Source organism: Streptomyces canus (assembly GCF_041435015.1).
Lineage (GTDB): Bacteria > Actinomycetota > Actinomycetes > Streptomycetales > Streptomycetaceae > Streptomyces > Streptomyces canus_G.
Map to the genome: position 1 here is coordinate 3,193,052 of NZ_CP107989.1, position 21,500 is coordinate 3,214,551.

The 21,500-nt window shown below is 70.2% G+C and carries 21 protein-coding genes; 9 read left to right on the forward strand and 12 right to left on the reverse strand.

Features of this window, described 5'->3' with window-relative positions:
• Positions 1 to 5: 5 nt before the first annotated feature.
• Positions 6 to 1,355, forward strand: a complete 1,350-nt coding sequence (locus OG841_RS14070; RefSeq protein WP_328641159.1) for a sensor histidine kinase — start codon at positions 6 to 8, stop codon at positions 1,353 to 1,355.
• Positions 1,352 to 2,020: a response regulator transcription factor gene (locus OG841_RS14075; protein WP_328641158.1), complete on the forward strand. Its 669-nt coding sequence runs from the start codon at positions 1,352 to 1,354 to the stop codon at positions 2,018 to 2,020. The genes OG841_RS14070 and OG841_RS14075 overlap by 4 nt, the downstream gene beginning before the upstream one ends.
• A 43-nt stretch (positions 2,021 to 2,063) precedes the next feature.
• On the opposite strand, the gene OG841_RS14080 is transcribed toward OG841_RS14075, so the two are convergent.
• Both OG841_RS14080 and OG841_RS14085 read right to left on the reverse strand, forming a co-directional pair.
• Positions 2,064 to 3,260, reverse strand: a complete 1,197-nt coding sequence (locus OG841_RS14080) for a polyamine ABC transporter substrate-binding protein (RefSeq protein WP_371565480.1) — start codon at positions 3,258 to 3,260, stop codon at positions 2,064 to 2,066.
• 233 nt (positions 3,261 to 3,493) lie between these two features.
• A complete protein-coding gene (locus OG841_RS14085) occupies positions 3,494 to 4,933 on the reverse strand; it encodes a gamma-aminobutyraldehyde dehydrogenase (protein WP_328641156.1) in 1,440 nt (479 codons plus the stop codon).
• A 170-nt stretch (positions 4,934 to 5,103) separates the two neighbouring features.
• Here OG841_RS14085 and OG841_RS14090 point away from each other — a divergent pair, with 170 nt between their 5' ends.
• The 7 genes from OG841_RS14090 to OG841_RS14120 all read left to right on the forward strand — a co-directional run bounded on the left by OG841_RS14090 (position 5,104) and on the right by OG841_RS14120 (position 11,846).
• Entirely contained in the window at positions 5,104 to 5,634 is a 531-nt protein-coding gene (locus tag OG841_RS14090) for an Lrp/AsnC family transcriptional regulator (RefSeq protein ID WP_306975810.1), read from the forward strand.
• A gap of 19 nt (positions 5,635 to 5,653) precedes the next feature.
• Positions 5,654 to 7,018 (forward strand): aspartate aminotransferase family protein, encoded by a 1,365-nt coding sequence (locus OG841_RS14095; RefSeq protein WP_328641155.1) that lies wholly within the window; start codon positions 5,654 to 5,656, stop codon positions 7,016 to 7,018.
• Between the two features lie 190 nt (positions 7,019 to 7,208).
• Entirely contained in the window at positions 7,209 to 7,949 is a 741-nt protein-coding gene (locus tag OG841_RS14100; protein ID WP_328641154.1) for an ABC transporter ATP-binding protein, read from the forward strand.
• Entirely contained in the window at positions 7,931 to 9,307 is a 1,377-nt protein-coding gene (locus tag OG841_RS14105) for a hypothetical protein (RefSeq protein WP_371565483.1), read from the forward strand. The genes OG841_RS14100 and OG841_RS14105 overlap by 19 nt, the downstream gene beginning before the upstream one ends.
• A gap of 121 nt (positions 9,308 to 9,428) precedes the next feature.
• Positions 9,429 to 9,848: a VOC family protein gene (locus tag OG841_RS14110; RefSeq protein WP_365117661.1), complete on the forward strand. Its 420-nt coding sequence runs from the start codon at positions 9,429 to 9,431 to the stop codon at positions 9,846 to 9,848.
• Between the two features lie 36 nt (positions 9,849 to 9,884).
• Positions 9,885 to 11,006, forward strand: a complete 1,122-nt coding sequence (locus tag OG841_RS14115) for an LOG family protein (RefSeq protein ID WP_371565485.1) — start codon at positions 9,885 to 9,887, stop codon at positions 11,004 to 11,006.
• Positions 11,007 to 11,153: 147 nt separating this feature from the next.
• Positions 11,154 to 11,846, forward strand: a complete 693-nt coding sequence (locus tag OG841_RS14120) for an LAETG motif-containing sortase-dependent surface protein (RefSeq protein WP_328641150.1) — start codon at positions 11,154 to 11,156, stop codon at positions 11,844 to 11,846.
• 49 nt (positions 11,847 to 11,895) lie between these two features.
• On the opposite strand, the gene OG841_RS14125 is transcribed toward OG841_RS14120, so the two are convergent.
• The 10 genes from OG841_RS14125 to frr form a co-directional block, all read right to left on the reverse strand.
• The gene (locus OG841_RS14125) at positions 11,896 to 12,684 is read right to left on the reverse strand and encodes a maleylpyruvate isomerase family mycothiol-dependent enzyme (protein WP_371565487.1); all 789 of its coding nucleotides are present in this window, start codon (positions 12,682 to 12,684) and stop codon (positions 11,896 to 11,898) included.
• Positions 12,685 to 12,708: 24 nt separating this feature from the next.
• The gene (locus OG841_RS14130) at positions 12,709 to 13,731 is read right to left on the reverse strand and encodes an ABC transporter ATP-binding protein (RefSeq protein ID WP_328641148.1); all 1,023 of its coding nucleotides are present in this window, start codon (positions 13,729 to 13,731) and stop codon (positions 12,709 to 12,711) included.
• The gene (locus OG841_RS14135; RefSeq protein ID WP_371565489.1) at positions 13,731 to 15,332 is read right to left on the reverse strand and encodes an ABC transporter permease; all 1,602 of its coding nucleotides are present in this window, start codon (positions 15,330 to 15,332) and stop codon (positions 13,731 to 13,733) included. Before OG841_RS14135 ends, OG841_RS14130 begins: the two co-directional genes overlap by 1 nt.
• 44 nt (positions 15,333 to 15,376) lie before the next feature.
• Positions 15,377 to 16,447 (reverse strand): thiamine ABC transporter substrate-binding protein, encoded by a 1,071-nt coding sequence (locus OG841_RS14140; RefSeq protein ID WP_371565491.1) that lies wholly within the window; start codon positions 16,445 to 16,447, stop codon positions 15,377 to 15,379.
• 127 nt (positions 16,448 to 16,574) lie between these two features.
• Positions 16,575 to 17,681: a 23S rRNA (adenine(2503)-C(2))-methyltransferase RlmN gene (gene rlmN / locus OG841_RS14145; RefSeq protein WP_328641145.1), complete on the reverse strand. Its 1,107-nt coding sequence runs from the start codon at positions 17,679 to 17,681 to the stop codon at positions 16,575 to 16,577.
• A gap of 37 nt (positions 17,682 to 17,718) precedes the next feature.
• Positions 17,719 to 17,982 carry a hypothetical protein gene (locus OG841_RS14150; protein WP_328641144.1) on the reverse strand — a complete coding sequence of 88 codons (264 nt, stop codon included), beginning with the start codon at positions 17,980 to 17,982 and terminating at the stop codon, positions 17,719 to 17,721.
• Entirely contained in the window at positions 17,979 to 19,115 is a 1,137-nt protein-coding gene (locus OG841_RS14155) for a WXG100 family type VII secretion target (protein ID WP_371565494.1), read from the reverse strand. The genes OG841_RS14150 and OG841_RS14155 overlap by 4 nt, the downstream gene beginning before the upstream one ends.
• A complete protein-coding gene (locus OG841_RS14160) occupies positions 19,112 to 19,441 on the reverse strand; it encodes a WXG100 family type VII secretion target (protein ID WP_371565496.1) in 330 nt (109 codons plus the stop codon). Before OG841_RS14160 ends, OG841_RS14155 begins: the two co-directional genes overlap by 4 nt.
• A 216-nt stretch (positions 19,442 to 19,657) precedes the next feature.
• Positions 19,658 to 20,842, reverse strand: coding sequence for a phosphatidate cytidylyltransferase (locus OG841_RS14165; protein WP_371565498.1), 1,185 nt, complete (start codon positions 20,840 to 20,842; stop codon positions 19,658 to 19,660).
• On the reverse strand, positions 20,842 to 21,399 hold the full coding sequence (gene frr / locus OG841_RS14170) for a ribosome recycling factor (protein ID WP_057616820.1): 558 nt from the start codon (positions 21,397 to 21,399) through the stop codon (positions 20,842 to 20,844). The genes OG841_RS14165 and frr overlap by 1 nt, the downstream gene beginning before the upstream one ends.
• Between the last annotated feature and the right edge of the window lie 101 nt (positions 21,400 to 21,500).

Here is a 21,500-nt window from a genome sequence, read left to right on the forward strand (position 1 = left end):
TGTCCATGACCGCGCACCGTGCCGCAGCCGCCGCGGACCCGGACCGTGGGGCGGCGGCCCCGCCGTCCCCCGGATACGACGCGGCGTGGGCGCACCCGCTCCTGGGCCGTATCCTGCGCGACCGGAGCCGCCTCCAGCGGCTGGACCGCCGGTATCCGTGGCTGCTCGACACCGCGACGGTGCTGGCCGTCACGCTGTTGAGCCTCCCGGTCCTGCTCCGGGGCACCGGCACCTCCCCCTTCGGGGAGACCGAAATCCGTGACGTGCCGTCCGGTGTCCTGGTCGCCTGCGTCGCCGCGGTCGTCGTTCCGCTGTGGTGGCGCCGCAGGGCCCCTGCCGTCACGTACTTCGTGATCATGTCGGCGTCCCTCGTCCAGTGGTCGCTGGGGGTCTGGCTGCCGACCGGCTTCGCCGCGCTCATCGCCCTGTACACCGTGGCCCGGACCGCAGCACTGCGGGTGCTGGGCTGGGCTGCCGCGCTGACCGTGGTCGTGCCGGTGCTGGCGGTCTCCGTCCTGGTACCGATGGAGCATCCGCTGCTCAGCCTCTTCTTCCTGCTGGGCACGGCGACGGCGGCCGTCGCCACCGGCCTGACCCTGCGCATCCGTCAGATGTATCTGGCGGCGCTGGAGGACCGCGCCCGGCGCCTGGAGATCGAGCACGAGCAACGCGTCCTGCTCACCGCCGCCGCCGAGCGCTCCCGGGTCGCCCGCGAGATGCACGACATCGTCGGCCACAACCTCTCCGTCATGGTCAGCGTCGCGGACGGCGCCGCGATCCTCGCCGCCAACCGGAACGAACGGTCCGCCGACGCCCTGCGCATCCTCGGCGACACCGGCCGCCAGGCCATGAGTGAACTGCGCCGCGTGCTGGGCGTCCTGCGCGAGGAGCGGGGACCTGACGAAGACGCGCGACCGCTCAGCCCGCAGCCCGGCATCCGCGACCTGGACCCCCTTCTCGCGCGGGTGCGGGCGGCGGGCCTGCCGGTCACCTACCGGACCGTGGGCGACCTCGACGCACTGAGCAGCGGCGTACAGCTCACCGTGTACCGCATCGTCCAGGAGTCGCTGACCAACTCCCTCAAGCACGCGGGGTCCGGCACGTCCGCCGAGGTCACCCTCGCCGCCGGGGCGCGAGACGTACGCGTCGAGGTCGCCGACACCGGCACACCGCCGGGCGCACCCGCGCCGGGGAAGCCGCAAACCCGCGGCGACGGCCCCGGTCACGGCCTCGTCGGCATCCGCCAGCGGGCCGCCATGTACGGCGGCACCGTCATCATCGGCCCACGCGACACCGGCCACGGCTGGCTCGTGGACGTCGTGCTCGACGTACCACCGGGAGATCCCCTGCCATGACCACCGTCCTCGTCGCCGACGACCAGCCCCTGCAGCGCATGGGCGTCCGCATGCTCCTGGAGGGCACCCCGGGCCTGGACCCGGTCGGCGAGGCCGAGCACGGCGCCGAGGCCGTCCGCTTGGCCGCCGAACTCCGCCCCGACGTCGTCCTCATGGACATCCGCATGCCCGGCATGGACGGCATCGAGGCCACCCGCCGCATCACCGCCACCGGCGGCCGCACCCGCGTCCTGATCGTCACCACCTTCGACCTGGACGAGTACGCCTACGAAGGCCTGCGGGCAGGTGCCAGCGGCTTCCTGCTCAAGGACGCCCGCCCGGAGGAACTCGTCGCCGGCATCCACGCGGTCGCCACCGGCGACGCGGTCGTGGCCCCCCGCCTGACCCGCCGTCTCCTGGACGCCTACGCCCACCAGGTCCTCGCCCCGACCGACGCCACCGCCTCTGACGACCCCCGGCTCCGGACCCTCAGCGACCGCGAGCGCGAGGTCCTCGTCGCCATCGGGCACGGCTGGACGAACACGGAGATCGCCGAGCGGCTCGTGCTCACCGAGTCCACGGTGAAGAAGCACGTCGGCCGCGTCCTCGCCAAACTCGGGGCCCGCGACCGCATCCAGGCCGTGATCACGGCGTACGACACCGGGCTGGTCAGAGCCAAGCCGTAGCCCGGGGTGCCGGAGTTCCCCGTCACCACGTCAGCCGCGGCGGTCACAACCCCACGATCACGTTCCACCGCTTCGCGTACTCCACCCGCTCCTTCGACGTGAGGTCCCGAGCGATCACGAGCCGCTCGCGCATTCGCGCGTCCGGGAAGATCAGGGGGTTCTCGGCGAGGGCGGCGGTGTCCTCGCCCTTCGACGCGGCCAGGACGTCCCGGGCGGCGGGGACGGGGCAGACGTAGTTGACCCAGGCGGCGAGTTCCGCGGCGGCCTCGGGGGCGTAGTAGTAGTCGATCAGGCGCTCCGCGTTGGTCTTGTGCAGGGCGCGGGCGGGGATCATCAGGGAGTCCGACCAGAGCTCCGCGCCCTCCTCGGGGACGACGAAGCGGATGTCCGGGTTGTCGGCCTGAAGCTGGATCACGTCTCCTGAGTAGGCCTGACAGGCCAGGACGTCACCGGTGACGAGGTCCTTGGTGTAGTCGTTGCCGGTGAAGCGGCGGATCTGGCCGTTCCTGACGTACTTCTCGACCTGGTCGCAGACCTCGTCGAAGTCGTCCGCCGTCCACCGGGTGATGTCGACGCCGTTGCCCTGCATGAGCAGCGCGAAGGCCTCGTCGAGGCCGGAGAGCAGGGTGACCCGGCCCTTCAGGTCGCTCGCCCAGAGGTCCTTCACATGGCGGATCTCGCGACCCAGCTTCCTGCGGTTGTACGCGATGCCGGTGATCCCCGACTGCCACGGCACGGTGTACTCGCGGCCCGGGTCGAAGGCCGGTGAACGCAGGAGCGGGTCCAGGTACTTCGTGACGTTCGGCTGGTTCGCCCGGTCCATCTCCTGGACCCAACCGAGCCGTACGAACCGCGCGCACATCCAGTCGCTCATGACGATCAGATCGCGGCCGGTCTGCTGGTGGTTCATCAGCGCGGGGCTGATCTTGCCGAAGAACTCGTCGTTGTCGTTGATCTCCTCGACGTAGTCGACGGATATGCCGGTCCGCTTCCGGAAGGCGTCCAGCGTCGGCCGCTTCGTCGAGTCGTCGTCGTCCGTGTCGATGTAGAGCGGCCAGTTCGCCCAGGTCAGCCGCCTGTCGGTGGCGGAGCGATCGGTGACGGCGCGGTCGCTCGCGGCCACGTGCGCGGCGGGCACCCCGCACCCGGCGAGTCCGCCCAGCACCGCCCCGCCGCCGACCGCGCGCAGCAGAGTCCTACGGGAGAGCGGGGGCGTGTGCGGTATGAGGGGGAGAGGCATTGACGCAGCATGCCGCCCCGGGCCGTGGGCCGACAATCGACGCAGCGTCGAACGGAGCGGGGTGCGGCGGACACCCTGTCGAGCGGGCACCCTGTCGAGCGGACGCCACACCGACCCACCTCAGGGGCGCGGGGAACTGCGCGACCAGCCCCCACGCACCCGCGGCCGAAGAGCCACGCACACCCCGCCGCCGAAGCACCACCCGCGGAACCACCGCCCCCGCGGCGGAGGAACTACGCGTCCAACGAAGTCATGACGTGCTTGATCCGCGTGTAGTCGTCGAAGCCGTAGCCCGAGAGGTCCTTGCCGTAGCCCGACTTCTTGAAGCCGCCATGGGGCATCTCGGCGACCAGCGGAATGTGCGTGTTGATCCACACACACCCGAAGTCCAGCTTCTTGGACATCCGCATCGCGCGGCCGTGGTCCTTGGTCCACACCGAGGAGGCGAGCGCGTACTCGACCCCATTGGCCCACGACACGGCCTGCTCCTCGTCCGTGAAGGACTGGACGGTGATGACCGGCCCGAAGACCTCCTTCTGGATGATCTCGTCATCCTGCTTCAGCCCGGACACGACGGTCGGCGCGTAGAAGTACCCCTTCTCGCCGACCTGGTGACCGCCGGCCTCGACCTTGGCGTGCGCGGGCAGCCGCTCGATGAACCCGGAGACCTGCTTGAGCTGGTTCGGGTTGTTGAGCGGCCCGTACAGCACGTCCTCGTCGTCCGGCTGCCCGGTCTTCGTGTCGGCGGCGGCCTTCGCCAGCGCCGCGACGAACTCGTCGTGGATCGAGGACTGCACCAGCACTCGCGTGGCCGCCGTACAGTCCTGCCCGGCGTTGAAGAAGCCCGCCACCGAGATGTCCTCGACGGCCTTCGGGATGTCGGTGTCCTCGAAGACGACGACCGGGGCCTTGCCGCCCAGCTCCAGGTGCACCCGCTTCAGGTCCCTGGACGCGGACTCGGCGACCGACATACCGGCCCGCACCGACCCCGTGATGGACGCCATCGCCGGCGTCGGGTGCTCGACCATCAGGCGCCCGGTGTCCCGGTCGCCGGTGATGACGTTGAAGACGCCCTTCGGCAGGATTCCGCCGATGATCTCCGCGATCAGCACGGTCGAGGCGGGCGTCGTGTCCGACGGCTTCAGCACCACGGTGTTGCCCGCCGCGATCGCCGGCGCGAACTTCCACACGGCCATCATCATCGGGTAGTTCCACGGTGCCACCTGCGCGCAGACCCCGACCGGCTCGCGCCGCACGATGGAGGTCAGACCCTCCATGTACTCACCGGCCGACCGCCCCTCCAGCATCCGCGCCGCGCCGGCGAAGAAGCGGATCTGGTCGACCATCGGCGGGATCTCCTCGGACCGCGTGAGCCCGATCGGCTTACCGGTGTTCTCCACCTCGGCCGCGATGAGCTCCTCGGCCCGCTCCTCGAACGCGTCCGCGATCTTCAGCAGGGCCTTCTGCCGCTCGGCGGGGGTGACGTCACGCCAGCCCGGGAAGGCCGCGGCGGCGGCCGCCATCGCCGCGTCCACGTCCGCCTGCCCGGACAGCGGCGCGGTCGCGTACGCCTCACCGGTGACGGGGTTGACCACCTCGGTGGTGCGCCCGTCGGCGGCGTCCCGGAACTCACCGTCGATGTAGTTGCGCAGACGACGCAGCTCGGTGCTCACTGCCGGCCTCCTGTGTCAGGTCGAACTGTCCAATGGCTGAGACACCCACCCTAATCCGGCGGCTCACGTTTTCAACACCCCCGATCGCGCCAAAGCTGCGAAATCCGCAGGTCTCAGTCACGTAAACAACGAATTTCATCGCCCTGGCCTTGCGGAAGTGACGAGACCTCGTGCACAGTGACGTCGTGGCCAGTCGAAGCGCAGACCCCAAGGACTCCCGCGAGTCCCGGAGCGAGTCCAGGAACGGCGCCGGCCCGAACCTGGACGCCGTCTCCCTCGCCATCATCGAACAGCTCCAGGAGGACGGCCGCCGTCCGTACGCCGCGATCGGCAAGGCCGTCGGCCTGTCGGAGGCGGCCGTGCGCCAGCGCGTCCAGAAGCTGCTCGACCAGGGCGTGATGCAGATCGTCGCCGTCACGGACCCGCTCACCGTGGGCTTCCTGCGCCAGGCGATGGTCGGCATTCATGTCGAGGGCGACGTGGAGTCCGTGGCCGACGCGCTGACCGGCATGTCCGAATGCGAGTACGTGGTGATGACCGCCGGCTCCTTCGACCTGGTGGTGGAGATCGTCTGCGAGGACGACGACCACCTCCTGGAGGTCATCAACCGCCGCATCCGGGCCATCCCCGGAGTGCGCTCCACCGAGAGTTTCGTCTACCTGAAGCTCAAGAAGCAGACCTACATGTGGGGAACCCGATAACCGTGAGGACCCGATAACCGTGAGCTCCAAGGACCTCAGCCGCACCGCGTACGACCACCTGTGGATGCACTTCACCCGCATGTCCTCGTACGAGAACTCCCCGGTCCCGACCATCGTCCGGGGCGAGGGCACGTACATCTACGACGACAAGGGCAAGCGCTACCTCGACGGTCTCGCGGGCCTGTTCGTGGTCCAGGCCGGCCACGGCCGCACGGAACTCGCCGAGGCCGCCTTCAAGCAGGCGCAGGACCTGGCGTTCTTCCCGGTGTGGTCCTACGCGCACCCGAAGGCCGTCGAGCTCGCGGAGCGCCTCGCGCAGCACGCGCCCGGCGACCTGAACAAGGTCTTCTTCACCACCGGCGGCGGCGAGGCGGTCGAGACCGCCTGGAAGCTCGCCAAGCAGTACTTCAAGCTCACCGGCAAGCCCACGAAGTACAAGGTCATCTCGCGTGCGGTCGCCTACCACGGCACCCCGCAGGGCGCCCTGTCGATCACCGGACTGCCGGCTCTGAAGGCCCCCTTCGAGCCGCTGGTCCCGGGCGCCCACAAGGTCCCGAACACCAACATCTACCGCGCCCCGCTCTTCGCCGACGACCCCGAGGCCTTCGGTCGCTGGGCCGCCGACCAGATCGAGCAGCAGATCCTCTTCGAGGGCCCGGACACGGTCGCCGCGGTCTTCCTGGAGCCCGTGCAGAACGCGGGCGGCTGCTTCCCGCCCCCGCCCGGCTACTTCCAGCGCGTTCGCGAGATCTGCGACCAGTACGACGTGCTCCTCGTCTCCGACGAGGTCATCTGCGCCTTCGGCCGCCTCGGCACCATGTTCGCCTGCGACAAGTTCGACTACGTCCCGGACATGATCACCTGCGCCAAGGGCATGACCTCGGGCTACTCCCCGATCGGCGCCTGCATCATCTCCGACCGCCTGGCCGAGCCGTTCTACAAGGAGGACAACGTCTTCCTGCACGGCTACACCTTCGGCGGCCACCCCGTGTCGGCCGCGGTGGGCCTGGCGAACCTCGACCTGTTCGAGCGCGAGAACCTCACCCAGCACGTCCTCGACAACGAAGGCGCCTTCCGCGCCACCCTGGAGAAGCTCCACGACCTGCCGATCGTCGGCGACGTCCGCGGCAACGGCTTCTTCTACGGCATCGAGCTGGTCAAGGACAAGGCGACGAAGGAGTCCTTCAACGACGAGGAGACCGAGCGCGTCCTGTACGGCTTCCTCTCCAAGGCCCTGTACGACAACGGCCTGTACTGCCGTGCCGACGACCGCGGCGACCCGGTCGTCCAGCTCGCCCCGCCGCTGATCTCCGACCAGGGCACCTTCGACGAGATCGAGCAGATCCTGCGCGCGACCCTCACCGAGGCCTGGACGAAGCTCTAGCCCCCCGCGATCCAGCGGCCCGTACGGCCCGGCGTGCACCCGTCCGAGTGACAGGCGTGCACCCCGGGCCGTGTGCTGTACGGCGTCCCGCCCCCGCCTCCTTAGCGTGCCTGGTAACCGATCGGCCCTGCTTTCGTTCCCCCGCACGGGGGATTGCAAGGCACAACGGACCAGAACGAGGTGTACGCCCATGGAGGCCCCGCCGGACAACGACGTGCTCTGGGCACGCTCCCTGCACTTCACCCACCGCGACGGGTCGCCGGCACTGCAGGGTGTCTCCCTCGGCGTGCGCGAGGGCGAGATCCTCGCCGTGAGCGGCCCACGCGGCAGCGGCAAGACCGCGCTGCTCAGATGTCTGTCGGGACTCACCCCGGCCCAGCGCGGGGAGGTCTGGTTCAACAGCGTGCCCGTGCACACGATGGGCCCGATGACCCGCGAGCGCCTGCGCCGCGACCGCTTCGGCTGGATCGACCCGGCCCCCGCGCTCGTCCCCGAGCTCAACGCCTGGGAGAACGTCGCCCTCCCCCTCATGCTGCGCGGCACCGGCCGCAGGCGCGCCAGGACGGCCGCCCTGGAGTGGCTGGAGCGCCTCGACATCGGCGACCGGACCCGCAGCCACCCGCACGAGCTGACCCAGTCCGAACGCCAGCGCGTCTGCATCGCCCGCGCCCTGGCCCCGGCGCCGTCCGTGCTTTTCGCGGACGAACCGACGGCTCCCCTGTACCGGGCGGACCGCGCGCACGTGCTGCGGACGCTCACGACGGCCGCCCGCTCGCACGGCATCACCGTGGTCCTGGCGACGCACGACACGCACACCGCAGCCCTGGCGGACCGCACGGTCACCCTCCTGGACGGACGCCGGGTGAACACCGTGCACCTGCCCCCGATGGCCGACTCGGAAGGCCGTACCGCGTGCTCGCTCTCCGTCTGATGCGGGGCGCCCGTCCCGCCGTACAGCTGCGCCGCCTCCTGGTGGCACTCGCCTCGGCCGGCACGGGCTTCCTCCTCCTGTGCGCCCTCGGTCACGCGATCGGTCACCCCGAGGACCCGTCCGGCGCCCTGCTGCGCCTGGCCTGGTGTCTGACGCCCCTCGCGGCGACGGTCCATTTCGCCCTGGCGGTCGCCCGCACGGACCCGGGCACCCGCCCCCGCCCCGGCCTCGCGGCCATCGGCCTGGGCCCGGCCCGCCTGATGGCCGTGTCGGCCACGACAACGGCCCTGTCCTGCACCCTCGGCTCCCTGCTGGCCCTGCTCTTCTTCCTCCACCTCCGGGGTGACCAGACGGGCATGCCCTTCGACGGAGCGGCGGCGGACTTCCTGGCAGCGGACGTCCCGCTGCCGTTGCCGGCCGCCCTGACCCTGCTGGGCCTGGTTCCGGCGATCGCGTCGGCCACCGTGGGATGCGTCCTGCGGCCGCGGGACGACCGACCGGCATCGGCGAAGAACCAGGCGCGGTCGTACGGCCGTTTCGGCGCCTACGGCAGGACGGCAGCCAGGGAGACCTTCGGCTCGTACGGCCGTTTCAGGGCTCACCGGCCCGCGGGCGGCCGTGCCGCCGGGGCGGCTCCCGACCCCGTGCGAGGGCGCACTCCGCAAGCGCGGGCCGGCGAAAGCACCCTGACGGCGCCCCCCGCCGCGGACAACCAGAACGAGGACCTGGGCCGAGAAGCCCTGCCCACCCCCCGAGAAGCCCCCAAAGGCCTCCCTTGGGGCATCGCCGTGCTCGCCGCGGGCCTGGCGGTGGAGGCCTACGCCAACCGGCAGGGGACCGCCACCGCCGCACCCCTCCCGGGCGGCCTGGCAGGCACCCCCTCCGTCCTTGTCGGCTGGCTCCTCACCGCCGTAGGCCTGGCGGTCGCCGGCCCCGGCCTCACCCACCTCTGCGGCCGCCTCCTCCAGTCCACCCGCCCCGGCGCCCTGCGCCTCCTCGCCGGAAGGGTCCTCATGTCGGAAGCCGCCCGCATCGGCCGCCCCCTGGGCATCGTCTGCGCGGTGACGTCCGGCATCTGGGCCATGGCCACCCTGTACGACCCGACAGGCCCCGAAGTGGGCCCCCTGACCACCCTCGGCCTGCTCCTGGTGACGAGCTGCACGATCGCCACGCTCCTCACAGCCGCCGTGGAGGCCAAGCACGCGAGGTCGGACACCACAGCCGCGCTGCTCCGCCTGGGCGCCCCGGCGACCATGCTCCGCAGCGCGGCTGCCCTGCGCGCCGGCGCCCTGCTGGCCCTCTTCGGCCCGCTCACCCTGGTCGTGGCCGAGCTGGCGGCCCTCCCCCTGACCTCCTGAGCGCCCGTACGAAAAACCCGTACGAGAAATTCGTACGAAAAAAAATCACGGCCGCCGATGAGTTCCGCCGCGCCCACCCGTCTACCCACCGAACAGCACGCACCCGATGGGAGAGACTCCGATGACCTCGCCGACCTACCAGCAGATGATCTTCGTGAACCTGGCCGTGAACGACCTCGACGCCTCGAAGAAGTTCTTCACCGAGCTCGGCTACTCGATCAACCCGCAGTTCAGCAACGACTCCGCGGCGTCCGTCGTGATCAGTGACACCATCGTCGCGATGCTGATGACGAAGGAGTTCTACGCGACCTTCACCAAGAAGGAGATCGCGGACGCGACGAAGACCAGCGAGGTCCTGATCGCGCTGAGCGCGGAGAGCCGCGCGAAGGTCGACGAACTGGTCGACAAGGCGATCGCGGCGGGCGGCACCCTGTCCGGCGAGACCCAGGACCACGGCTTCATGTACGGCCGCTCCTTCGACGACCTCGACGGCCACAGCTGGGAGGTCGTCTGGATGGACCCGGCGACGATCGAGGGCTGACCCACCGGCCGCAACTCGGCGTGCGAGCATGGGCGGGTGCAGACGAGCCCCGCCCATGCGGCACACCACGACGACCGTGAGATCGAGACGCTGGAGGAGTTCGACGCGGTCGTACCGGCCCGCGGCACCCTCTCGGGTTTCCGGGTCCAGGCCGTCGATCTGACGGACCGGACCAGGGAGTTGCTGGCCACCGACACAGCGGGCGCCGTCTTCCTCGGCTGCCCGATGCGGGAGAACGCCGCGGAGAAGATCCGCGCGGACGGCGCCCTGGTCTTCCCGCCCGTCCCGAACCTCCCCTTCGACCCGTACCGCGGACTGCTGTACTCCCCCGACGAGTTGTTCGACGGGCTGGAGAAGGGATACGAGCAGACCCCCGACGCGCTCGCCTACGCCTGGTTCCAGCGCACCAAGGCCGACGGCGACATACACGCGTCGATGCTGCGCTCCGTCCACGACGACGCCGTCTCCGACGCCCTCGACGAACTCCTGCGCGGCACAAGGGTCGTGGGGGTCATGGGCGGTCACGCGATGGCCCGCGGCACACGTGAATACGCCGGCGCCGCGCGCCTCGGCCGCGAACTGGCCCGCGCCGGGCTCACCGTGGCCACCGGAGGCGGCCCCGGCGCGATGGAGGCGGCCAACCTCGGCGCCTACGCGGCCCCCTTCGAGGACGCCATGCTCGACGAGGCGTGCGATCTGCTCGCCGAGGCGCCGTCGTTCACGCCGTCGATCACCGACTGGGCGCGCGTCGCCTTCGAGGTCCGCTCCCGCTGGCCCCGGGGCGGCTCTTCCGTCGGCATCCCGACCTGGTTCTACGGGCACGAGCCGCCGAACGCCTTCGCCTCGCACATCGCCAAGTACTTCGCCAACGCCACCCGCGAGGACGGCCTCCTCGCCCGCTCCACCGCGGGTGTGGTCTTCCTGCCGGGCGCCGCCGGCACCGTGCAGGAGATCTTCGACAACGCGACGCCCAACTACTACGAGTCGCACGGCGAACCCACGCCGATGGTGCTCGTGAAGCGCGTCCACTGGACGGAGAAGCTGCCCACCTGGCCGCTGCTCCAGGCGCTCGCCCGGGAGCGGTCGATGGAGGCCCGAATCGCCCTTGTTGACCGGATCGAGGAGGCCGGAGAGGCCTTGAAACGTCTCACTCCTTAATAAGAAGGCAAAGTCAACACGTGTAGGGTCCCTGCACGTTGACACTTCTTATGCTGCGCTTATAGACCTGTGAGACTCGTGGGGGCGGTGATGTCACATCACCATCCCCTCAGCCCCCCGCATTTGAGCATCCCGTGAAGGACGAACGTGGCATTTACGCCCATATCCCGCCGCACCGCCCGCGTCTCGCGCTTCCTCGGCGTCGCCGCCGCATCGACCGCGATCGTGCTCGGTGCCTCCGGCAACGCTCTTGCCTGCAACATCAATGAGTTCTCCGCCGAAGCCAAGTGCGACGGCACTCAGGGCGTCATCACCGTCACCGACGTGGACAAGTCCGGCGTCGAGGCGACGGTCTCCGTGTACCTGCAGAGCAACGGCGCCGACGCGAAGAAGGTCGGCGAGCAGACGGTGAAGGGCTCCAAGGAGGGCACCACCATCACCTTCGAGGAGGACTGGGCGCCCAACGCGGAGTACCGCATCCACGTCGAGGCCCTGCCCTACATCAAGGGCAAGGACATCACGCCGAACCTGACCACCCCGGCGACCGCCTGCAAGACCGAGGACACGCCGACCCCGACGCCCACGCCCACCCCGTCGGACTCCGCCAGCACTCCGGCCGAGGAGTCCCCGACCCCGACCCCGTCGGCCTCGGAGGGCACCACCGCTCCGGCCACCGTCGAGAGCAACGCCCCGTCGCCCGCGGCCGGTGACTCCAACCTCGCCGAGACCGGTGCGAACTCCAACACCGGCCTGATCGCCGGGATCGCGATCGCCCTGGTCGCCATTGGCGGCGGCGCCGTGTTCTTCGGCCTGCGCCGTCGTGGGGCCAGCACCCGCTGACGACAGTCGTGTGTGGCCCGTCCCGGGTTCGGGGCGGGCCACACCCCTGTCATCCGAAGCTCGCCCGCCGCAGCCAGAACTCCAGCAGCTCCCGCTCACCCAGGACTTCCAACTCCGGGCTGTCCAGGGGCAGTCGACGGTAGAAGGCGAGCATGACGGCGGTCAGCGGACCGCGCAGGGCTACGGTCGCCTTCTCGTGCCCGCGCCGCCACACGATGACGTCCTCGGTGAGCTCGATCACCCACTCGGCCTCCAGTCGAGGCGTCCCGTCGGTGGCATGCAGATGGATACTGCGCCCGGAGCCGCGCAGTTCCCCCGACTCGTCGTCCGGCATGGTCCGCTGGGCGAACTCCACGATCTGCAACCACTCGTCGATCGCGTCGGCGGCGATCTCCGGGGCCACCTCGTACGGCTGCCCGGCGGCGAGCGTGGCGTCGGCACGGTGGACCGTGAGTTCGTGTGCCATCCTGCGGGCCCAGAAGCCCGAGGTGGGGATCCCGGCCCAGGACCACACCTTGGCATCCGGCCCGGCCTCCCGTAGCGCGGCGACGAGCAACTCCCCCGTCTCCGCGAGCCAGGCGTCCAAGGCCCCGGTGTCCTCGGGCCCCTCCCCCAACGGCACCCGGTCCTCGGGCACTTCCTCCTGGGCCCGGGTCCGCACCATCACCTCCACCCAGCGCAGGGCGCCCCCGGTGTGCCGCACCAACCGCTCCAGGGACCACTCCGGGCAGGTCGGCACGGTCACGGACAGGTCGACCCCGGACGTCAATACGTCCCTGAGCAGGCCGACTTGATGAGCGATCTCGTCGCAGTACCGGTCATGTGCGAGCAGAGTCATGCCCCGCACCCTATGTGCGCCCGGTCAGTCCAGCACCACGATTTCGGCCGGGTCGAATTCCACCCCGACCGTGTCCCCGACCTCCGGCGCCGCACGGAGCGCGCAAGCGGCCTCCAACCGCGGCCCGCCCTCCCCAGGGTGCAGATGTACGGCCACGTGGGTGCCCTTGAAGGTCCGCGCGGCCACCGTGCAGCGCAGGCCCTCGTCGGCCGCCGTCAGCCGCACTCCGGCCGGCCGCACCAGCACGCTCCTGACCCCCTGGGCAGCTCCCGAGGGCACCGGAACCTTTCCCCACGCCGTGTCCGCGACCTCACCCGCCACCGTGCCCTCGACGACGTTCTCGAAGCCGAGGAAACGGGCCACGAACTCGTCCGCCGGCCGCTGCCACACCTCAAGAGGCGTACCGGACTGGGCGATCCGCCCGTCCCGCATCACCACGACCCGGTCGGCCAGCGCGAAGGCCTCGCCCTGGTCGTGGGTGACCGCGAGCACGGTGGTGCCCAACCGCCCGAACAGCTGCCGCAGTTCGACGACCAGCCGTTCCCGCAGCGAGCGGTCCAGCTGTCCGAGCGGCTCGTCGAGCATCAGCAGCCGGGGCCGGGGCGCGAGCGCGCGGGCCAGTGCGACCCGTTGCTGCTCACCGCCGGAGAGCGCGCCGACAGCCCGACGGGCGGCGCCCGGAAGCCCGACGAGGTCGAGCAACTCCCGCACCCGCTCGTCCTGTTGCGCCCTCGTGGCGCCGTGCATCCGCAGTCCGAAGGCCACATTCGCGCCCGCGTCCCGCTGCGGGAAGAGCTGATGGTCCTGGAACATCAACCCGACCCCGCGCTTGTGCGCGGGCACCCCGCCCTGGTCACGCCCGTCGAGCAGGACCCGGCCCCGGTCGAGCGGTTGAAGGCCGGCCACCACCCGCAGCAGCGTCGACTTGCCGCTGCCGCTGGGCCCGAGCACACACACGATCTCGTGCTCGGCGACATCGAGACCGACCTCGTCGAGCACGGGCCGCCCGCCGAACCGTACCGTCGCGTCCTCAAGGCTCAGCAGCATCAGAACTCCCCTGTCCGGTCGGTACGCAGCCGTTCGAGGACCAGCAGCGCCACCGCGCACACCACCATCAGGATCGTCGAAAGGGCCATCGCCTGGCCGTAGTTGAGATCACCGGCCCGCCCGAGCAGCCGTGCCACGGCGACCGGCAGCGTCGGGTTGTCGGGCCGTGCGATGAACACCGTCGCCCCGAACTCGCCCAGCGACACGGCGAAGGCGAAGCCCGCCGCGATCAGCAAGGCCCGCCGCACCATGGGGAGATCGACCTCCCGCCACACCCGCCACGGCGAGGCCCCGAGCACGGCCGCGGCCTCCCGCAGCCGGTGGTCCACGGCCCGCAGCACCGGCAGCATGGTCCGCACCACGAAGGGCACCCCGACCAACGCCTGCGCGAGCGGCACCAGGATCCAGGACTGCCTGAGGTCCAGCGGCGGCTCGTCGAGCGAGATCAGGAACCCGAAGCCCACGGTCACCGCGGACACCCCGAGGGGCAGCATCAGCAGCGCGTCGAAGCCCCGTACGAACCGGCCCGCGTCCCGCCGCGTCAGCGCGGCCGCCGCCAGGCCTCCGATCACCACGGCGATGGCGGTGGCGGCGAGGGCGTACTCCAGGGAGTTCCCGACCGCCTCGATCGGCGCGACGAGGAAGACCCCGCCGTCGCTGTGGGTCAGCGCCCGGTAGTAGCCGAAGTCGGCAGCGTCGAGCGACCGCTGCACCAGCACCGCGAGCGGCAGCACAAGGAGGACGGCGACGCTGCCCACCACCCCGGCCAGCAGCCCCCACTCCCCCGCCCCTCGCGGCCGCCGGGCGGTGACGGACTCGTCCACGAGCCGCAGCGCGGTCTCCCGGCGCCGTACGGTCCACGCGTGCACGGCGAGAACAGCGCCCACCGCGACGAACTGGATCAGCGTCAGCACGGCGGCCGTGGACAGGTCGAAGATCTCGGAGGTCTGCCGGTAGATCTCCACTTCGAGAGTCGAGAAGGTCGGCCCGCCGAGGATCTGCACCACGCCGAAGGAGGTGAAGGTGAAGAGGAACACCATGAGGGCGGCGGCGGCCACGGCGGGCGCGAGCGCGGGGAGCGTGACCGTCCGCCAGGCCCTGAGCCGGGACGCGCCCAGCATCCGCGCGGCCTCCTCCTGGCGCGGATCCAGCTGGGACCACAACCCGCCGACGGTCCGTACGACGACCGCGTAGTTGAAGAAGACGTGCGCGAGCAGGATCGCCCACACCGTGGTGTCCAGCCGTACGCCCCACAACTCGTCCAGCAATCCCCCACGGCCGACGAGCGCCAGGAAGGCCGTACCGACGACCACGGTCGGCAGCACGAAGGGGACGGTGACCACGGCCCGCAGGATCTGCTTGCCGGGGAAGTCGAAGCGCGCGAAGACATACGCGCCGGGGAGCGCGACCAGGAGCGTGAGCGCGGTGGAGGCGAGCGCCTGCCAGGTGGTGAACCACAGGACGTGCCGGATGTCCGGCTGCGCGAGGACGTCGGTGATCCTGCCGAACTGCCAGGTCCCGTCGGTCTTGAGTCCGCGCGCGACGATCGCGGCGACGGGATAGGCGAAGAAGACGGCGAAGAACGCGACGGGCACGGCCATGAGTCCGAGCCGGGCCGCCGCATTCTTGACGCCCTTGCGGGGCCTTACTTCAGTACGAGCGAGGTCCACGACTTGACCCAGTCGTCACGGTTGTCGGCGATCTTCGCCGGGTCCATCGTCTCGGGGTCCTTGGCCTGCGGACCGTACTGCGTGAACTCGGCCGGCACCTGGGCGCCGTCGACGACCGGGTAGACGAACATGTTGAGCGGCATGTCCTGCTGGAACTCCTTGGTGAGCAGGAAGTCCAGGAACGCCTTGCCGCCCTTGGTGTTCGCGGCGTTGCTCAGCAGTCCGGCGTACTCGATCTGCCGGAAGCAGGTGCCCTGCGCCACGCCGGTCGGGGCGGTCGTCGGCTTCGGGTCGGCGTAGATCACCTCGGCCGGCGGCGAGGAGGCGTACGACACGACGAGCGGCCGGTCGGCCTTCGCCTTCTTGCCCCCGGCGGAACCGGAGAACTCCTCGTTGTAGGCCTGCTCCCAGCCGTCGACGACCTTGACGCCGTTGGCCTTGAGCTTCTTCCAGTAGCCCTGCCACCCGTCGTCGCCGTACTTCGCGGCGCTCCCGAGCAGGAAGCCGAGCCCCGGCGAGGAGGTGGAGGCGTTCTCGGTGACGAGGAGGTTCTTGTAGGCGGGCTTGATCAGATCGTCGTACGACGTCGGCGGCTGGAGCTTGTGCGCAGCGAAGTAGGCCTTGTCGTAGTTGACGCAGATGTCGCCGGTGTCGATGGGCGTGACCTTGTCCCCGTCGACCCGGTACCCGGCCTTGATCCGATCGGCGCCCTTGGCCTCGTACGACTGGAAGAGCCCGTTGTCGAGCGCGCGGGACAGCAAGGTGTTGTCGACGCCGAAGAAGACGTCGCCCTGCGGGTTGTCCTTGGTGAGGATGGCCTTGTTGACGGCCTGTCCGGCGTCGCCGTCCTCCAGGACCTTGACCTTGTAGCCGGACTTCTTCTCGAAGTCGGCGAGGACGGTCTTGGAGACGGCCCACGAGTCGTGGCTGACGAGGGTGACGGTCTTGGAGCCGTTTCCTTCGGAGTCGGAGGACGACGACCCGCACCCGGACAGCGTGACCAGGCCGAGGCCGACGACGGCAGCAAGAAACTTCTTGTTGTTCACGGTGATGACCGAACTTCCTACCCAGAATGACCTGGGCGAGGTTCAGAGGGTCTGCGGCCCGATTGCCGCACTCTCAGCGCTGTGGCGCTCCCCTGTCGGATATGAAGATGTACGTACGTCCGTCAGACTACCGCTCGGTGGCCGCGAGCTGACCACAGGCCCCGTCGATCTCCTGTCCACGGGTGTCCCGGATCGTCACCGGCACACCATGGGCGGCGATGGCCTCGACGAAGGCCTTCTCGTCCTCGGGACGGGAGGCGGTCCACTTGGATCCGGGAGTCGGGTTCAGCGGGATCAGGTTGACATGCACCGGCTTGCCCTTGAGCAGGCGGCCCAGCCGGTCACCGCGCCAGGCCTGGTCGTTGATGTCGCGAATGAGCGCGTACTCGATGGACAGGCGCCTTCCCGACTTCTCGACGTACTCGAACCCGGCGTCGAGCACCTCGCGCACCTTCCACCGCGTGTTCACGGGGACGAGGGTGTCGCGCAGCTCGTCGTCGGGCGCGTGCAGGGAGATCGCGAGCCGGCACTTGAAGCCTTCGTCGGAGAACCGGTGAATGGCGGGCACGAGCCCCACGGTCGACACGGTGATGCCGCGCTGGGAGAGACCGAGCCCATCGGGCGCGGGATCGGTGAGCGCGCGAATGGAGCCGACCACGCGCTTGTAGTTGGCGAGCGGTTCGCCCATCCCCATGAAGACGATGTTGGAGAGCCGCGCCGGCCCACCCGGCACCTCCCCGTCCCGGAGCGCCCGCATGCCGTCCACGATCTGATGCACGATCTCGGCGGTGGACAGATTGCGGTCCAGTCCCGCCTGCCCGGTGGCGCAGAAGGGGCAGTTCATGCCACAGCCCGCCTGCGAGCTGATGCACATGGTCACCCGGTCCGGATACCGCATCAGCACCGACTCCACGAGCGTCCCGTCGAACAGCCGCCACAGCGTCTTGCGCGTGGTCCCCTGGTCGGTCGACAGATGCCGTACGACGGTCATGAGCTCGGGAAGCAGCGCCTCCTGGAGCTTGCCGCGCGCGCCGGCCGGGATGTCGGTCCACTCCGCCGGGTCGTGCGCGTACCGCGCGAAGTAGTGCTGCGAGAGCTGCTTGGCGCGAAACGGCTTCTCCCCGATCCCCGCCACGACCTCCTTGCGCTCGGCGGGCGTGAGATCGGCAAGGTGCCGCGGCGGCTTCTTGGCTCCGCGGGGGGCGACGAAAGTGAGTTCTCCGGGCTTAGGCATAGCCTCACCAGTGTCGCAGATCATTCGGGGACCGCGTTCAGAAGATCCACACGCCGAAGGCGGCGACCGCCAGGCCTACAACCACGAAGAAGCCGCCGGTGAGGGTGACCGGGAGTGCCTGACCGCGGCGGCGGGAGGGCTCCAGGCCGCGCCAGGTGCTGATCGCCGCGTACAGGCCGATGAGAGCGATCGCACAGCCGAGCACGAGGGCGACCAGGCCGAAGAACCCGGACCAGGTGGAGTGGTGGCCCGGGTTGGGGGTGAACACGGCCGCGAGGGCTGTTCCGCCGAGGGGGCTCACTTGTCGTTCTCGTCCTTCTTCAGGTTCTGGATGTCGGCCTCGATACCGGACGCGGCGGCGTAGACGCCGGTGTTGAGGGTGGTGCCCACGGTGTTCCTGAACGCTCCGTCCGCGAGCTTGCCCTGCTCGCTGAGGTGTTCCCCGCCGAGGCTGCCGTGCTGCTCCAGGGCGTGGTTGACCCCGTGGTTCTGGGCATTTCCGGCGGCCCCGGCGACCGCGTTGGTCAACGCGTCCTGGCCCATGGTCGACGCGTCCTGGCCGTTCGCGTAGTCGGCTGTCAGACCGCCCGTGACGTTGCCGAACGCGCCGTTGACCGCGGTGCCGAGCAGGCCCTCCCCTCTCAGGAGGTCTCCGGCCACCCCGGTGAGACGGGCCCCGACCGCGCCGGCTCCCGCGGTGAACCCCGCTGTACCGCCCGCGAGCAGCGCGCCGTTCCTGAGGTCCGCCCCGACGGTCACCGGCTGCCCGTTCACGGCCTGGGTCACCATGATGCTCCCCGAGTCCGCCACGACGTTCGTCGTGAAGCTCTCCAGCCCCGTCTTGGCGAAGGTCGCGGAGACCCTCGCCACGGCCGTGAGCATCCTCTCCAAGGTGGCGACCGTCTCCGCGCTCAGCCCCGAGAACCGTTCCAGGAGGCCCGCCACCCGCTCCGCCGCCGCCGTGAACAGCCGGACCAGGTCCACGATCCTGGCCACCCGCGCCGCCACCGCCGTGTTCGCGACGAGGTCGGAGATGAAACCGGTGAAGAACGACAGCGCGACCCCGGCGATCTCCATCTCGGCGATCTCGACACAGATGTCGATGATCTCCTTGTTGATCCCGTCGATCTCGTCCGCGTAGGACCGCAGGCCGTCGGCGACATGGTGGAAGTTGGCGGCGACGTCCTGGACGGCCTTCTTCTGCTCGCCCCAGTGCTTCTCGAAGGCGTCCCTGGCGGCCCCGTGCCAGCCCTGTTTGTCGACACCGGCGATCGCTGCGTCCACGGCCCGTACGACATCTGTCAGTTCGGTGCCCGTGGCGTCCCAGGAACGGGCGATGGCCCGGAGGGTGTCGCCGTCCCCGCCGGGGAGCTCCACACCGGCGGCCTGGAGGATCTCCAGGACCTTGCCGTCGATCCAGTCGTTGACGCTCACGGGCGGCCGCCCGAGGCCGCGGAGTGCAGATAGCCGAGGGCCGTCCGGTCCGAGTCCGTGTAGTGGGTGGCGTTCAGCCGCAGCCGGTCACCGTCGCTCCTGAGCACGTCCGGAAGATGTCCGAGCGCCTTGGCGGTGTTCTCCAGCAGCTGCCGGTACTGCTCCGACGCCCCGTCGCAGATCCCCAGCAGCCCGAACGCCTGCCCGATCTCCGCCGCGCTTCCCGAGAACGCCCCGATGGGCCCGGCGAGGCCCGTCGCCTCCCGGTCGAACCTGCCCGCCAGATCCGTCAACGTCTCGGGGTCCACCCCGAACTGCTCGCTCATCTCGTTCCCCCGTTCGAAAACCGACGCGACGGTCAGCATCCCGGTCGAGATCCCGCGGAAACGGCCCCTTTTACGTATGCGAAGCAAGGCCTGACACACAATTTGCGCCGCCCTGGCCTCCGCCATGCCTACGTGACAGATCTCCGCCACGCCTGCGGGTGACGCAACGCAAAGGGGCGGCAGCCGTCGCTGCCGCCCCTCTCCCATCCTCGTGCGTCAGCCGCTGCCCACGAACAGCACCAGCAGCAGCCACACCACCGGAGCCGTCGGCAGGAGGGAGTCCAGGCGGTCCATGATGCCGCCGTGGCCCGGCAGCAGGGTGCCCATGTCCTTGATGCCGAGGTCCCGCTTGATCATCGACTCGCCGAGGTCACCCAGCGTCGCGCTGGCCGCGACCGCGAGGCCGAGGACCAGGCCCTGCCACCAGGTGCCGTCGTCGATCAGGAACTGCATGCACAGCGCGCCCGCCACCATCGCGAACAGGACCGCTCCGACCAGGCCCTCACGGGTCTTGCCGGGACTGATGCGCGGCGCGAGCTTGTGGGTGCCGAAGCGCCAGCCGACGGCGTACGCACCGGTGTCGCTGACGACGGTCAGGAGCAGGAACATCAGTACCCGGGCCGCCCCGTCCTCGGCCGTCAGCATCATCGCGACGAACGTGGCCAGGAACGGGACGTAGAACGCCGCGAAGACGCCGGCCGTGACGTCCTTGAGGTAGCCCTCCGGCGGTTCCGTCATCCGCCAGACGAGGACGGCGAGTGCCGTGAGTGCCATGGCGACCCAGGCCCCCTCGGCGCCCCTGACGTACCCCGCGACGACCATCGCGGCCCCGCCGAGCGCCAGCGGCACGAGCGGCGCCCTGATGCCCTTGCGCTCCTCAAGCCTGCTGGTCAGCTCCCACAGACCCACGACCACGGCGACGGCTATCACGCCGACGAACGCGGCCTTGACGAAGAACAGCGACGCGATGATCACCGCACCGAGTCCGACCCCGACCCCTATGGCGGCACCCAGATCCCGCCCCGCGCTCTTCTTCTGCGGCGCGGGAGCCGGCTGCGAGGAGTCGGGCATGGGCTCCGGATTCTGCTTCTGCGGCGCCGCCGCGTGGGGCTGCGCCGACGTGGTCTCGTCGCGGAACCTCTCGTTCCGGAACGCCTCGTCCCGGAACTGGTCGTCCCGGAACAAGGGGCCGCTCAGCCGAGCGGCCCCCCGGTCGTCATCCTGGTCGCCGCCGTATCGAGGTACAGCGGGTCCGTCGGGCACGATGGGCATGGGCCGAGTGTGCTGCGCGTCATGCGCATCGTACGCGGGACCCGCCGGGTCAGCCCCCTGGACAGGCCCCTGGTCGGACGGCGCCCAGTACCCGGCGTGGGGCGGCGTTCCCCAGGAAGAGTCGTTCATCAGACCTCGAGAAGCTCAGCTTCCTTGTGCTTGAGGAGCTCGTCCACCTGGGCGACGTACTTGTGCGTCGCGTCGTCGAGCTCCTTCTCCGCACGGCGGCCCTCGTCCTCGCCGACCTCGCCGTCCTTGACGAGCTTGTCGATCGCGTCCTTGGCCTTGCGGCGGACCGAGCGGATGGACACGCGCGAGTCCTCGGCCTTGGCCTTGGCGACCTTGATGTAGTCGCGGCGGCGCTCCTCGGTGAGCTCGGGGAACACCACCCGGATGATGTTGCCGTCGTTGCTCGGGTTGACGCCCAGGTCGGAATCGCGGATCGCCTGTTCGATGTTGCGCAGGGCGGTCTTGTCGAACGGGGTCACCACGGCCATGCGCGGCTCCGGCACGGAGAACGAAGCCAGCTGGTTGATCGGCGTCGGCGCGCCGTAGTAGTCGGCCACGATCTTGTTGAACATCGCCGGGTGCGCACGCCCGGTGCGGATCGCGGCGAAGTCCTCCTTGGCGACCACGACGGCCTTCTCCATCTTCTCCTCGGCCTCGAGGAGGGTCTCTTCGATCACCACTTGCTCCTGCGTGTCTTGAGTAGGCCCGGCTGCTGTTCCATGTGCGTGGGCGGCGGCCGGCTGCGTCGCGTCTTCTTCCTGCACGGTTCCCGACCGGC